The organism is Paenibacillus sp. MDV22-iso6, from assembly GCF_058408365.1.
The window spans coordinates 124,149-137,533 of record NZ_JBZVDZ010000012.1 but is presented as its reverse complement, the minus strand read 5'-3'; the positions used below and the strand labels follow the sequence as shown (position 1 = coordinate 137,533).

At 50.0% G+C, this 13,385-nt stretch carries 12 protein-coding genes; 1 reads left to right on the top strand and 11 read right to left on the bottom strand.

The genetic code is table 11. The features are described 5' to 3' along the window. The 7 genes from AC4PM4_RS27355 to ytxJ form a co-directional block, all read right to left on the bottom strand. The gene (locus AC4PM4_RS27355) at nt 1-1,581 is read right to left on the bottom strand and encodes an ATP-binding protein (RefSeq protein WP_491614992.1); all 1,581 of its coding nucleotides are present in this window, start codon (nt 1,579-1,581) and stop codon (nt 1-3) included. Nucleotides 1,582-1,589: 8 nt separating this feature from the next. Beyond that, complete coding sequence (locus tag AC4PM4_RS27350) at nt 1,590-3,929, bottom strand: histidine kinase (RefSeq protein ID WP_491614991.1); 2,340 nt, start codon at nt 3,927-3,929, stop codon at nt 1,590-1,592. Nucleotides 3,930-4,057: 128 nt separating this feature from the next. Beyond that, the gene (kdpC, locus tag AC4PM4_RS27345; protein ID WP_491614989.1) at nt 4,058-4,618 is read right to left on the bottom strand and encodes a potassium-transporting ATPase subunit KdpC; all 561 of its coding nucleotides are present in this window, start codon (nt 4,616-4,618) and stop codon (nt 4,058-4,060) included. A 36-nt stretch (nt 4,619-4,654) separates the two neighbouring features. Then, nucleotides 4,655-6,799 carry a potassium-transporting ATPase subunit KdpB gene (gene kdpB, locus AC4PM4_RS27340; protein ID WP_491614987.1) on the bottom strand — a complete coding sequence of 715 codons (2,145 nt, stop codon included), beginning with the start codon at nt 6,797-6,799 and terminating at the stop codon, nt 4,655-4,657. A gap of 67 nt (nt 6,800-6,866) precedes the next feature. Next, entirely contained in the window at nt 6,867-8,546 is a 1,680-nt protein-coding gene (gene kdpA, locus AC4PM4_RS27335; protein ID WP_491614986.1) for a potassium-transporting ATPase subunit KdpA, read from the bottom strand. A 63-nt stretch (nt 8,547-8,609) separates the two neighbouring features. Further along, on the bottom strand, nt 8,610-8,672 hold the full coding sequence (locus AC4PM4_RS27330; protein WP_231952816.1) for a potassium-transporting ATPase subunit F: 63 nt from the start codon (nt 8,670-8,672) through the stop codon (nt 8,610-8,612). 308 nt (nt 8,673-8,980) lie between these two features. Then, the gene (ytxJ, locus tag AC4PM4_RS27325) at nt 8,981-9,520 is read right to left on the bottom strand and encodes a bacillithiol system redox-active protein YtxJ (RefSeq protein WP_177031293.1); all 540 of its coding nucleotides are present in this window, start codon (nt 9,518-9,520) and stop codon (nt 8,981-8,983) included. Nucleotides 9,521-9,890: 370 nt separating this feature from the next. Here ytxJ and AC4PM4_RS27320 point away from each other — a divergent pair, with 370 nt between their 5' ends. Beyond that, a complete protein-coding gene (locus tag AC4PM4_RS27320; protein ID WP_491614985.1) occupies nt 9,891-10,769 on the top strand; it encodes a hypothetical protein in 879 nt (292 codons plus the stop codon). 121 nt (nt 10,770-10,890) lie between these two features. On the opposite strand, the gene AC4PM4_RS27315 is transcribed toward AC4PM4_RS27320, so the two are convergent. The 4 genes from AC4PM4_RS27315 to AC4PM4_RS27300 all read right to left on the bottom strand — a co-directional run bounded on the left by AC4PM4_RS27315 (nt 10,891) and on the right by AC4PM4_RS27300 (nt 13,321). Further along, nucleotides 10,891-11,322, bottom strand: a complete 432-nt coding sequence (locus tag AC4PM4_RS27315) for a VOC family protein (protein WP_064641272.1) — start codon at nt 11,320-11,322, stop codon at nt 10,891-10,893. A 220-nt stretch (nt 11,323-11,542) separates the two neighbouring features. Next, entirely contained in the window at nt 11,543-12,103 is a 561-nt protein-coding gene (locus AC4PM4_RS27310) for a hypothetical protein (RefSeq protein ID WP_488732444.1), read from the bottom strand. Between the two features lie 80 nt (nt 12,104-12,183). Then, nucleotides 12,184-12,411, bottom strand: a complete 228-nt coding sequence (locus AC4PM4_RS27305) for a hypothetical protein (RefSeq protein WP_053782996.1) — start codon at nt 12,409-12,411, stop codon at nt 12,184-12,186. Between the two features lie 118 nt (nt 12,412-12,529). Next, nucleotides 12,530-13,321: a carbohydrate-binding protein gene (locus tag AC4PM4_RS27300; protein ID WP_491614982.1), complete on the bottom strand. Its 792-nt coding sequence runs from the start codon at nt 13,319-13,321 to the stop codon at nt 12,530-12,532. Nucleotides 13,322-13,385: the final 64 nt, after the last annotated feature.

The following is a 13,385-nucleotide window of genomic DNA, read 5'->3' as shown; positions in this document are numbered from 1 at the left end:
TCATTCTTCCTCTCCTTGTCCCATATACGGGAATGATGCTTCGGGTTCCTCTGTGGGCAAACAGATGCATACCCGCGTCCCGCCTCCCGGATTCGGTTCTGCGGTAATCGTACCTCCGTGAACTTCGACGATTCCTCTACAGATGGCAAGCCCAAGTCCCGTACCTGTCACATGCCGTGACGATTCGGATCGATAAAACTTCTCAAACACCCGCTCGCGCTCTGCTTCCGGAATCCCAACACCCGAATCAGCCACCACAATGGTCATTCGTCCATGCCGCTCATCCACCTTCACCGTAATGACGATTTCACTGTCCTCTGGTGAATATTTGATGGCATTGCTGATGACGTTGACCAGAACCTGCTCCAGCAAAACCTCATCCCCGGATACAAACGGCGGCTGATCGGGCAATTCAACCCGAATGCGACGGTGCTGGATGAATTGTTGAACCTGGGTTAGCACAATGCCGATCATGTCGCCCACGTCGCACCATTTTCTGCGCAGCTGCAACATGCCACTCTCCAGCTTCACCATGCCCAGCAAATTGGTTACCAGCCTGTTCATGCGAAGCGCTCCATCCCGAATATTGCCTGTCAGTTCTTTTCGATCCTCCGGGGTAAAAAGAGAATCATTCTCCAGCAAACCTGTGGCTGAACCAATGATGGCCGTAAGGGGTGTCCGTAGCTCATGGGACACCGAGTCCAGCAAAGCGGTGCGAATTCGTTCCGATTCAGCCGTCACTTGCGCGAGTCTCGCTTCCTCAGCCAGCTTGACACGGGCAATGGCGCTTGCTGCCAGCCCGCCACACGCTTCCAGCAAACGCAGCTCTTCCCGCTGCTCCTGAAGATCACTGGATTCCAGATTCACAGCAAGCACCCCATGTGTCTGGTCTTCTGTACGCAGCGGCACATACAGACCAGACGATTCCCGCAGGCTGGAGGAGCCGCGTCCGGCGATTTCGCCATGTTTATACACCCATTTGGCAATAGCGACTTCAGCTTCTCCTTCACCCCAGGCTATTGAATCCGAATCCTCCGAAGAGGAGGTAACCTGAAGTTCGCCTTGAGCATTCGGGAGATATATTGCCGCCGGAGCCCCAAGTGTCAGTGACACTTGTCTCACAATGTTACCGAGTAGAGTATGCAAATCTGTAACAGCCGTCATCTGACGGCTTAAAGCATATAGCGAATTCGTCGTAATCTCGCGTTGTTTTACCACCTCCAGCTGCTGCCGCAGGCGCCCCGCCAGACTCGCCGTTAATACCGCCACTGCCAAATACACTATAAAAGAAAACATATATCGCAAATCTTCAACCGTAAAACTGAGAAACGGGGGAACAAAAAAGAAGTCAAAGGCAACAACGCTAAGACTTGCTGCATATATGGCCGGACCCATTCCCCAGTACACAGCACTGACCAATACCGGAAAAAGATAAATTAGCCCCACGTTAACCAGGTCATCACTAATCCCTATCGCATGAAGCAGAATGGTTAGCAATGTGATTCCAAGGGTTACCCATATATATTTGGGAACACGGTTCAGCTTCAGCCGGACTTCTTCCCCTTTATTTCGTTCAGACACAGCACATCTCACATCCCGCTCAGATCATAATCGTAGTCCGCAACGATCAATACGTCCATATGTCTGGATAACCGCACCAGCCTGCTGACCACCGTTCCCTTTCCACGATAACCATTCAGCCACCAGACTCGTCTCGCTTGACCAACCACCAACTGGGTTGCTTTTTCTTCAGAAGCTTTACCCGCCAAAATACCAGGCACATCTCTCAGCCTCTGGCTATGATGAATATGAAATTTGCCGCCCAGTCGAACGGTCAGCTGTTCCAGCTCCTCTAACTGGCATTTCACTTCATTACTCATGCCTTCACCTACATGAACATGGTGCACATGCCAGACCGCCTTTAACCGGTAGGCTGTACGAAATCCGCGGCGAATCAGCCGCTCCGCATGCTCATCACTGCTTACGCAGACAAAGACCGCCTCCTGTCTGCGCCAGGGACCGCGAAGTGCACTTTTGCGCTCCTGTGATTCAAGGCGTTCATCCACATCATCAGCCAATTCCCGCAGGGCAAGTTCCCGTAAGGCAATCAGATTACCAATGCGAAAAAAATGACCAAGCGCTTGTTCCACCTTGGCTGCTGCATAGATTTTACCCTCCCGCATGCGTTGCCGCAAGGCTTGGGGGGCAACATCGATAAGTTGGACCTCATCTGCCATTTGCAAAATCTGATCCGGCACAGTCTCTCGGACTCGAATTCCCGTAATATGTTCCACCGCATCGTTCAGACTTTCCAGATGCTGTACATTCACGGTAGTGATGACGGAGATGCCCGCATCCAATAGAATCTCTACATCTTCGTAACGCTTTTGCCGCATGCTTCCCGGAACATTCGTATGCGCAAGCTCATCCACCAATACCACTTCAGGACATAGACGAAGAATGGCATCAGTGTCCATTTCCTCGAGCTGCACCCCTTGGTACACCCGCTGCTCTCGTGGAATGATGGATAATTGGCCAATCTGTTCCACCGTCTCCGCCCGATTGTGTGTCTCCAGCAGACCAATCCGTACATCGATGCCTTTGCGGAGCAGATCATTGCCTTCCCGGAGCATCATATAGGTTTTTCCCACACCTGGCGCAGCACCGATGTATACCTTGAACTTGCCACGCCGAATCTGACCAATCTGTGCCTTCATCTCCTGCTCACTTAACCTGCGATATGTTGGAGTCTCTGTATCCGACAATCGGGTCGGAAGTACCCGCTCGCCCTCATGCTGTGCCCGATCGGCAAGCAGAAACAGATCGACACCCCGCACTCTGCGCAGCAATGAATTAACAAATGATCCCCGCCACAGCTCCTGCCAGCGACTGTGCCGTGAGTGTCCCATAACAATACGGGTAATCTGATGCTGGACTGCGTAGCGTGCAAGCGTAGATGGAATGTTACGGCGGTGTAATACAGGCAATTCCTCAAACTGTCCCCCGAATTTCTCCACCAGTTTAATCATGTTTCGACGAAAAACAGTAGCTTCCTTGGTTAGCGGCTGCTTCATATTGCGAAAGGTCACGGCATGCAGATCCCCGTTTAATCTCTTCGCAATCTGCTGTCCGCGCCGAATATAGATGGACCCGTTCCAGTGATATTGGGTGGATACCAAAATGCGTTCCATGATGCCTGTCGTAACCGTAATTCCCATCTCTTCCCGGTGCTCACGCAGTGATTCGTTGACCCCTTCCGCAACAAGTCGAAGAGCCAGTTCACGCAAAATGCCCAAATTGCCATGCCGAAACACCGCTTCACCTTCATGTCCCCGAAGGTGTCCCTCCGCAAGACGGCTTAATACGGTTTCCGGGGTTACATCGATCAATTTCACTTCATCGGCCAGTTCAAGGGTATCGGCAGGTACAGTATGCTCTGCTGCAATTCCCGTTAGCTGGCGTGCAAGCTCCGTATATCCCTCCAGCTCATACACATTCACCGTTGTAATGACACTGATGTTGTGTCGCAGCAAATACCGAATGTCTTCCAGTCGGGTTGCATGACGTGCCCCTTTTCGATTTCTATGAGCAAGCCCATCAACGAGCACAACCTCCGGATTACGTGCCAGCAAGGCATCCAGATTCAAATCCTTCATTTCCAAGCCATCCTTCCAGCGAGACCAGTGAATGCTTGGAATCCGCTCCAACTCGCCGAGCTGCTCCACGGTCTCCGGTCTTTGCATGGTCGACACAGCGCAGATAACCACATCGATCCCCTGATGGCGTAATGTGTTTCCTTCCCTAAGCATATGATACGTTTTGCCCGAACCGCTGACCGGACCGATATATATCTTCAAGGTGCCCTGCTGCAGCTTCGTGATCATCTTCAAGATGTCTTCCGGGGACTTCCGCTTGAAGCTGTCTTCCATCCTGTTCACTCCCCCAACATAACCTTTACTTAAAACGGAGAAAGCCCCTTCCGAAGCTCGGAAGAAGGCCTGATACGAACAACCGAGGGAAGTTGTATTCCCCGTGGATCTACCCAACACGATGCCTGTTATTTTAGCTCAGCCGTCAACGCTTGATTCAGAGCGGTCACATTCACACGAGGCTCACCGAAAATGCCTAGCTGTCGCCCTTGTGTATGTTCCTCGACGATCTTGGCAAGCTCTTGCTCACCAAGGCCCGTTGCCTGGCTAATCCGGGGAATCTGTGCTTTTGCCGCTTCCGGTGACAGATCGGGGTCAAGACCGGAACCGGAACCTGTCACGAGATCTGCAGGAATTTGCTGCAAGCCCGGATTCTCTTGCTTGAGCCGAGCCACCTTTTCCTTCATTTCAACAATATACGCCTCCGAGGCCACGGCGCGATTGGAACCTGCCGAAGCAGTTCCATCATAATTAGCGTTCGATGCCCGGGGCTGGAACAGCCCCGGCGATTTTACTTCCTGCGCCAGCAGCGACGAACCGATGGTTTTCCCGCCTTGTGTGATCAGACTGCCGTTCGCCTGATTTGAGAAGAGCAGCTGTGCCACTCCGGTTGTAACCAACGGGTAGATAATACCGCAAATCAGCATAAGCACAATAGACAACCGAATGGCGGGCAGTACCTGTTTCATATGAATCACATCCTGAATTTATTATTAGTTGTACCATTAAACCAGATGAAGCCCCGACAGTACCAGATCAATCAGCTTAATACCGATAAACGGAACAATTACACCGCCCACACCATAGATGAACACATTTCGTCCAAGCAGCCGCTCCGCGGACATAGCCCGATATTTCACACCCCGCATGGCGATTGGGATTAGCAGTGGGATAATGATGGCGTTGAAGATCAGCGCTGACAGAATCGCGGACTGCGGTGAAGCGAGATTCATAATATTGAGTGCCTGAAGCTGCGGCATCGCTAGAATAAACATGGCCGGAATGATGGCGAAATACTTGGCAATATCATTGGATATCGAAAAGGTCGTCAGTGCGCCGCGGGTAATGAGCAGCTGCTTGCCAATGGAGACCACCGACAACAGCTTGGTCGGGTCGGAATCCAGATCAATCATGTTGGCCGCCTCCTTGGCCGCCATGGTGCCCGAATTCATCGCCAGGCCAACATCGGCCTGCGCCAAAGCAGGAGCATCGTTGGTGCCGTCGCCAGTCATGGCGACGAGCTTACCCTCCTGCTGCTCTTTTTTGATCGCGGTAATCTTGTCTTCCGGCTTGGCCTCGGCAATAAAATCATCCACGCCCGCTTCCAGCGCAATGGTCGCCGCCGTCAGGGGATTATCCCCTGTACACATGATCGTCTTGATGCCCATGGCTCGCATCTCTGCAAACTTCTCTTTCAGCCCTGGTTTCACTGTATCTTTCAGATAGATCACACCATAAATCTGGTCATCAATCGCAACAGCAAGCGGTGTACCCCCAGCCTTTGCAATTCGGTTCGCTATATCGTCCAAATCGCCGGGTATCCGTCCCCCACGGGAGGAAATATGGCGTTTGATCGCATCCACGGCACCTTTGCGGATCTGCTTCCCACCGCTTAGATTCAGGCCCGACATGCGAGTTTCTGCAGTGAAGTTCACATGTTCTGCATCTGCATATTCTGTCTCCACCCAGTTCTCGCCCTGCTTGCCAGCCAATTCAACAACCGAGCGCCCCTCTGGTGTCTCATCGACCACGGAAGCTTGCAGCGCAGCCCGGGTCATCTCCTGTGCAGATACGCCCTGAACGGGAATAAACTCCGAAGCCATGCGGTTGCCGTACGTAATAGTTCCGGTTTTATCCAGAATCAGCGTATCAATATCCCCTGCCGCTTCCACCGCTTTACCCGACATGGCGAGTACGTTGAACTGCGTGACCCGGTCCATGCCCGCAATACCGATCGCGGATAACAGCCCGCCGATCGTCGTCGGAATCAGACAGACAAGCAACGCGATAAGGGTAGCCAGATCAAGCCGGATGCCCAAATAGTTCGCCATTGGTACCATGGTGATGATGACAATCAGGAATATCAGCGTCAACACGGCGAGCAGTGTTGTCAGCGCAATTTCATTCGGCGTTTTCTGGCGCTGTGCGCCTTCAACGAGTGAGATCATTCGGTCGAGGAACGACTCCCCGGGATCGGTCTGCACACGCATCACGATATAGTCGGAAGTAACCCGCGTGCCTCCTGTAACGGAGGAAAAGTCACCGCCCGCCTCCTTGATTACTGGAGCCGATTCCCCGGTAATGGCGGACTCGTCGATAGAGGCCAGCCCTTCAATAATCTCACCATCCGTGGGAATCAGTTCGCCTGCTTCTACACGGACGATATCTCCTTTTTTCAACTGGGTCGAAGACACTTGCTTGATGGTCCCGTCTTTCTGTACCAGCTTCGCAGTCGTGTCCGATTTCGTCTTCCGTAGCGTATCTGCCTGAGCTTTACCCCGTCCCTCTGCCAGTGCTTCAGCAAAGTTGGCAAACAGCAACGTGAACAACAGGACGAGAAACACCGCGATGTTGTACCCTCGCCCTGCCTCGGATGCAACAAATAGATCCGGATTGATACATAACAGCAATGTGATGAGTGTGCCGACTTCGACGATAAACATCACCGGATTTTTGATCATGACGACCGGGTTCAGCTTCTTGAAGGCATCCAGAGATGCCTGGAGCAGAATGTCCCGACTTAATGTTTTGCTTCTTTTGGGCGTACCGGGATCCGTACCCGTACCTCTCGTTCCTTTACCCTGGGTTCTGATCGTGCCTCTGTCTAATCCTTCCACCGTCTGCTCCTTCTTTCGTTCTACAACATTCATTGTGATAATCCACCTCCGCACTTTACGTCCTTGCTCCTATTCCCATATCCGATCACCGTGTCGTTCATCATCGGATCATCGCCAAATGTTCTGCAATCGGTCCAAGTGCCAGTGATGGGAAGAACGTCAACGCCCCAACTACCACAATCATCATCACCAGAATGCCTGCAAAAAGAGGTGTATGCGTACGCAGTGTACCCGTAGTTACGGGAACAACCCGTTTGGTGGCCAGTGATCCGGCAATGGCGAGCATCGCGATCATGGAAATGTATCTTCCGAGCAGCATTACGACACCAATGGCGATGTTGTAAAAGTCTGTGTTGGCATTCAGCCCGGCAAACGCCGATCCATTATTGGCAGCCCCGGATGCAAAGGCATATAACACCTCGGTCAGACCATGCATGCCTGAATTCGAAATTGAAGCGACAGACGCAGGACGCATAAGCGCCAGCGCGGTCGGAGCCAGAATAATCAAAGGATGAACAAGCAGCGCGATGGACGCGAGCTTCACTTCCTTACCCTCAATTTTTTTGCCCAGAAATTCAGGGGTCCGCCCAACCATCAGCCCACAGATAAACACAGCCAGAATCACATAGAGCAATCCGTTGAGCAAACCTACCCCTTTACCGCCGAATACGTTGTTGAGCATCATCTCGGCCAGTGCAACCATGCCACCAAGCGGGGTAAGCGACTCATGCATATTGTTCACCGACCCGGTTGTGGCTGCTGTAGTCACCGCTGTGAAAAGCGCCGATTCGGATACCCCAAACCTGACTTCTTTGCCTTCCATATTACCTTGGATTCCCACCGCATCCAGCGCTGGCACACCGCGATATTCCGAAACAAATACCGTGGTCAGCATCACGAGGAAAAGTAAACTCATAGCCGCAAACAGCGTCCAGCCCTGCTTCCGGTTGTTCACCATGATGCCGAAGGCGTAAACCAGCGCAGTAGGAAGCAGCATCATGCAGACGATATGCACCAGATTCGATAACGCCGTTGGGTTCTCAAATGGATGCGCTGCGTTGGTTCCGAACCAGCCTCCACCATTGGTACCCAAGTGTTTGATCGACTCCAGCGAAGCGACCAGCCCGCGGCTAATCGTCTGCTGTGCCCCGTCCAGTGTGGTTGCGTTCACCGCTCCCGCCAGTGTCTGCGGCACACCCTGGAATACGAGGAACAACGCCACAATGAAGCTCAGTGGCAAAAAGATTCTCGTAATCGACCGTACCACGTCGACGTAGAAGTTCCCCAGTTCATCCCGTCGGCCCACCAGGCCGCGAATGAAGGCAATAGCGACCGCGAAGCCGGTCGCGGCTGAGGTGAACATTGGAAACGTCACTGCCAGCATCTGTGACAGATACGACAGGGCGTTCTCGCCCGTGTAAGACTGCCAGTTCGTGTTGGTCATGAACGATGCAGCTGTATTAAAGGCCTGTGCCGCAGGCATATTGCCAATGCCATCCGGGTTGAGCGGCAAATACTTTTGCAGCCGCAGCACCAGAAACATTAATAACAGCATGATGAAGTTCGAAATGAGCACGGCTGACAGGTACTTTTTCCAACCCATCGACTCGTTCTCCTTCACCCCCATCAATCGATACAGCAATCGCTCAGGCCCGCCAAATATCCGATCCAGTCCTGTTCGTTTGCCGTCAAACACCTTCACCAGATAACTCCCTACTGGCTTCACCAATAGTATGATGATCAGCAGCGTCACCGCCACTTGTAATAAACCGCTACTCATATCCGCATTTCCTCCCTAAAATCGACGATCCGAGTGCTTCTGGTTTCGTGCCCCAAGCGACCATCAGAACTTCTCCGGCCTCACTAGCACGTAACCAAGATAGACTACCAGTGCGAGCACAATCATGCCGATGACGATCATACGGCTTCTCCCCTTTCATGCCCTATGCATTCATGCTTTCTCACAAAATTTCACAAATCCCCAGAACACCACAAACAACAGCACGACCAGCCCAATTATCGTGGCATCATTCACCATGTGCTCCCCTCCCTCTCTCTACCGTTCTTGCAACCTTCTACATATGAAATCGTAATACGAAACGCTGTAAAAAGGGGGTAAAGAAATACCCTCCAGGGTGTAAAAAAAGCGTAAAAAAGACCCGTTCCACTCAGCGATTAGCTGAAGGAAGCGGGTCTATGTATGTTGGGTGCCCTTTATCCAAACGGATTCTGGGCCCATTGCAGCAGTCTCTTCCGGGTAATTTTCCCGTGTGACGTATGTTGAATAACTTGGCCGCCGTCCAGCAGCAGGACTTGAGGCGATTCATGGTGAACCTCGGTATCTTCCGCAATGCGGCGGGAAAGCGAGCGGCTTTCGATGACTTTGACGATTCGGTACTCCATCTTCTGTGCGGGATCTGATGCATTCGAGCCCACAAAGGCCATAAACTCCCTGTATGCTCTCGCACTGACTGGACAAGTTGTACTGTGTTTCAGAAGCAGCACCGGATGATCCTGCGACCGCTCAAGTACCTCTTCCCATTCCTCCTGCTTATACAATTCCTTGACATGTTCACTCAGCATATCATCCAGCCCCGAGCCTGCACGTTTGCTAACGACAGATCCAACCACGACGCCCATTGCCACACCAAAAGCAACCCCCAGAGCGATCTGGTTTGTTGCCACGCCAATACTCGTTCCAATAGCAATACCCACCCCAAGCCAAAGTGTTTGAGGATTCACTTTTTTGTCCATGGAGATCATCCTCCTTAAAGATATTTATAAAATTATATTAATTTTAATGTAGGAACAGTCACTCATTTGCCTGTATAAAATGGCTATGATAACATAAGAATAGACAACATGGAGAGGTGAAATCCTCTCACGGCGCACGTCTGTTCAGATGCAGAGCAAATCCCACCGCAGGCGGTCAACCTGTTTAACGGTGGGTTTTTGTTTATGACTTCATTACGGTAATGCCCACCCGTTGTCTACCAAAATTATACCATAGGCGCCTACGCAGGCGCTTTTATATTCCTCATCGAAGAGTCCACTTTTGTGATACACTGAGTGTAATTTGGCAACGATGAACATGAAGATATGATTGGAAAGGCGGAAATTCGTTATGGCATATGCTTTTATGATCGAACCGCAGTATTATACCGCTCTGGAGAACGAGGACGAGTTGATTGAGAAGTGCCAGGAATGGGGCTTGCTTTCGGAAAAAGCAACAAAGGTCAAAACGTTCTATTATAAAGGGAATGGGCTGAATATGCCTTGCACCATCATTGGCTTTGTCGATCATATGGCAGCAGTCATTCAATTGGACAATAACCAGAAACACTGCATTCATCCGTCTTATCTGAAAGAAATGCAGGCGTCCAGCTATAATGTAAAAAGTCCGGTTGGAGCGGGTACGGCAAAGGACAAATATAATGAACCAGTCGCTACAACCAACTTAGAAGAGCTCCCTAGCTCTGATGCTGCACCAGATCCTGTTACTGCTTCCTATTCGGATAAGATTCCATCCGGTATGAGTGACTTTGATTCCGATCTGGATGTGGACACGGATAACGACGATACCTCCTCCGAGCTAAAAGGCGACCCTGATGGTCTGGTGGAAGAGTATGTTGGACCCGCTAATGCAACAAGCAGTGCTGCTAAACCAAAGGCAAAAACCGCAGGTAAAGCTAAATCGCTTAAGATTGAATTGCCGGAGGGTAAAGTGAAAATGTCCGCTGTTGTGAAGGAATTTACGACCGTGCCGAACCATTTCTCCGACAATGATGATGAAGTCATTATCTATGAAGCTCTTACGATCACCGAGCCCGAAGTTATTGACGTTGGCGAAGCCTGGTCCAGCCACAGTGCCACGATCAAGAAGCAGGAGCTTGAGGTTGGCGATGTGCTTACTTTTGAAGCAAAGATTATCAAGAAAAAGCTGACCAAGAACCCTGTTCCCTACAAAATCAACAATCCTTCCAAGATTCAGAAAGAAGTCTAATTTTTAGATTAGCAAGTATACACACTCCTTGCAGGAGTCACAAAAAAACCTCCAGACACGTTACTCATGTCCTGGAGGTTTTGTAGTTTTATCTTCTATGTCAGAGACACTAACTTACATTTTACTGATGGTTGGCTGCTGTACAGCTGATCTGGAACTGAACGCCAAATTTATCGATAACCATGCCGTAGGCTGGACTCCAAAATGTTTCCTGGATCGGCATTTTCACTTCACCACCGTCTTGCAACTGGTTGAAAATTGCTTTGGCTTCATCCGCAGTATCCGTGTTCACCGTAACATTCACATGATTACCCACAATATATGGCATACCAGGGAATGTATCGGATAACATCAGTACAGAACTGCCAATCTGCAAGGAAGCATGCATGATGCGGTCTTTCGCTTCGGGAGGTACGGGGTGGTCTGGGTTAGAAGGACCATCGCCAAATGTCTGGAGAGCCAGCACTTCCGCTCCAAATGCCTTTTTGTAAAATTCTACTGCTTCACGTCCGTTACCATCCGTTACAAGATACACATTCAAGCTAATCGCCATTCGTGCTTCATCTCCTTGATATCATGTAATTGAACCATTCCTGCCACTTGCGACAAGAGTATATACGAATAGGTTGTCCATTGACAAGAAGGTATTTCCACAAGCTCCTCTAAGAACAAATTCCCCTCTCCAAAGGGGCTCTGACCACTATTCATTCCACTTCCAGCAGTACTGGGGCACAAAAATCATCCAGTGGTAGGATTGTCCTGTATTCCTTATTTTATCCCCGGTTTGTGCGAGCGAAATGAAAGATTGTTAGGATAATACCCGGTACCAGCGCAGCAAAACTGGCAGAGATGAGACACCATTTCAGCAGAGTAAAAATCGGAGTCAATTCTGCTACCACGGGAGTATGTACAGGATAACGATACATCGTCAAGGAGGCACCTGCATTTTCAAGCATATCTAAGGCCCATCCTCCAACTGGAAGCAAATTAAGCCTTCGCCAGCGATTCTTTGGCGGAATCACTCGATACAGAATAGACAACAAAACCAACAACAAGAACAGATAAACGATCGGCCAGACGAGATCAAATGTAAAACGTGCCTGGATATAAGCGCTACGCCCTTCTTCACCATATTGTTCAGCCATCTGGTAGAGATCATTTGCCGAATACAGGAAGGATGTATCCGGTGATTCTCCACTTCCTGTTACTTCTTTCGACTTCGCCGCCTGCCAGGGAAGAATGAATGCAATAAAGCATGCAAAAATAACAACTGAAGCCACCACCCATTTCCAATTCACCCAATGGTATAGCCCTCTCGAGAGTTTGCTCAGCATGGTCTGTTCCTCCTATTTCAAAAAAAAAAACCACTCTCCCGAATCCTGTCGGTAAAATGGCTGCGGTCGATCCTATGAGGTTAGCGCGTTTTTACGATGCTATCTATTTCACTTTTCAACAAGAGGTATCGGTGAACACTTCTCATGATCGGGACCTTAGTTAGTTTATTCTTGTCTACATAAAGTTTCATCTGATCTTTGGTCAGACCGAGCAAACTCCCTGCTTCAGATACCGTCAATACAACCTCGGGATTCGTAGCATTAAACGTTTTTTTCACTTTCTGGTTCCAGTCCTCGAATACCTGCATAGATCAGTGATCTCCCCTATCCATAGCCAGTCATTTTCCAGGCTGAATAGATCTATTATACCATACTTGTGATGATCGTAACTTAATCCTTATCGAGAACCAATTAATGTTAATGAATTTAGGCTTCGCGACCAAACACCTCGAACTGACTTAATGCCGGGAATGGAGAGGGATCTGACGACTTGATCAGTTCGCTTAACGTTACCCATTCCACGTCCTTCGACTGAATTGCGATCGTTTGTGGTTTATGAGTTTGGATCAAACTGGCCTGCTCGGAGCTGCCATCGGAAAAGGTAAGAGTAACCCGCTCCCAGAAGTTATCGTGGGGAAAATCTGCACGCAAGGTCAGGACTACTTTGTCGATAGACACCTTGCGTCCAAAGTTGACTGTAATGGCAGCATCATCCCGCTGGTTGATCCCCCAAGATTCGTAAGGCCACTCGCCATGTGAATCATTGGCGCTGTTGCCATTAATGGCGTTACGTGCTGCAAATACGGACTCTCCACGGGTTTCCACGTTGGCGGAGGCATGGGGAAAACAGCTTTCGTTTCCATGCTGATCATAAGGATTCAGCGCTACATTTCTATATGCCTCAATCTCTTCACGTGTAGCCAACCGAGCACTTAGAACATGCTTGTCACCCGTAAATGACTTTGGTGAATAGGACACTCGTTTCTCGTCAAAAGGAATGACATAACGATACTCCTCACCTGTAAAATAAACGAAAGCCGAGTTCATGGAATCCTCCAGCTGGATGATCAGATATACGTTTACATCAGAGCTTCTTAGAACGATGCTGTCCCCTGATCCATAAGCCTGTCTGTACACAAGATTTACTTGTTCACTGTCCGTCCGCGTTTCGAGCACCACACCGTCCGCATTTTGAATTTCGAGCGATAAGTTCGTCATCTACATTCTCCATTTCTATTAATATTATTTATAATTATCTTGATCTGAAAATATGAAAGCGCTT

Excerpts from the sequence above, each read along its gene's own strand:
- kdpC (WP_491614989.1), bottom strand. The coding sequence starts at position 4,618 with ATGAAACAGGTACTGCCCGCCATTCGGTTGTCTATTGTGCTTATGCTG.
- AC4PM4_RS27300 (WP_491614982.1), bottom strand. The coding sequence starts at position 13,321 with ATGACGAACTTATCGCTCGAAATTCAAAATGCGGACGGTGTGGTGCTC.
- AC4PM4_RS27350 (WP_491614991.1), bottom strand. The coding sequence starts at position 3,929 with ATGGAAGACAGCTTCAAGCGGAAGTCCCCGGAAGACATCTTGAAGATG.
- kdpB (WP_491614987.1), bottom strand. The coding sequence starts at position 6,799 with ATGAATGTTGTAGAACGAAAGAAGGAGCAGACGGTGGAAGGATTAGAC.
- AC4PM4_RS27310 (WP_488732444.1), bottom strand. The coding sequence starts at position 12,103 with ATGCTGAGCAAACTCTCGAGAGGGCTATACCATTGGGTGAATTGGAAA.
- AC4PM4_RS27320 (WP_491614985.1), top strand. The coding sequence starts at position 9,891 with ATGGCATATGCTTTTATGATCGAACCGCAGTATTATACCGCTCTGGAG.
- AC4PM4_RS27315 (WP_064641272.1), bottom strand. The coding sequence starts at position 11,322 with ATGGCGATTAGCTTGAATGTGTATCTTGTAACGGATGGTAACGGACGT.
- ytxJ (WP_177031293.1), bottom strand. The coding sequence starts at position 9,520 with ATGGACAAAAAAGTGAATCCTCAAACACTTTGGCTTGGGGTGGGTATT.
- kdpA (WP_491614986.1), bottom strand. The coding sequence starts at position 8,546 with ATGAGTAGCGGTTTATTACAAGTGGCGGTGACGCTGCTGATCATCATA.
- AC4PM4_RS27305 (WP_053782996.1), bottom strand. The coding sequence starts at position 12,411 with ATGCAGGTATTCGAGGACTGGAACCAGAAAGTGAAAAAAACGTTTAAT.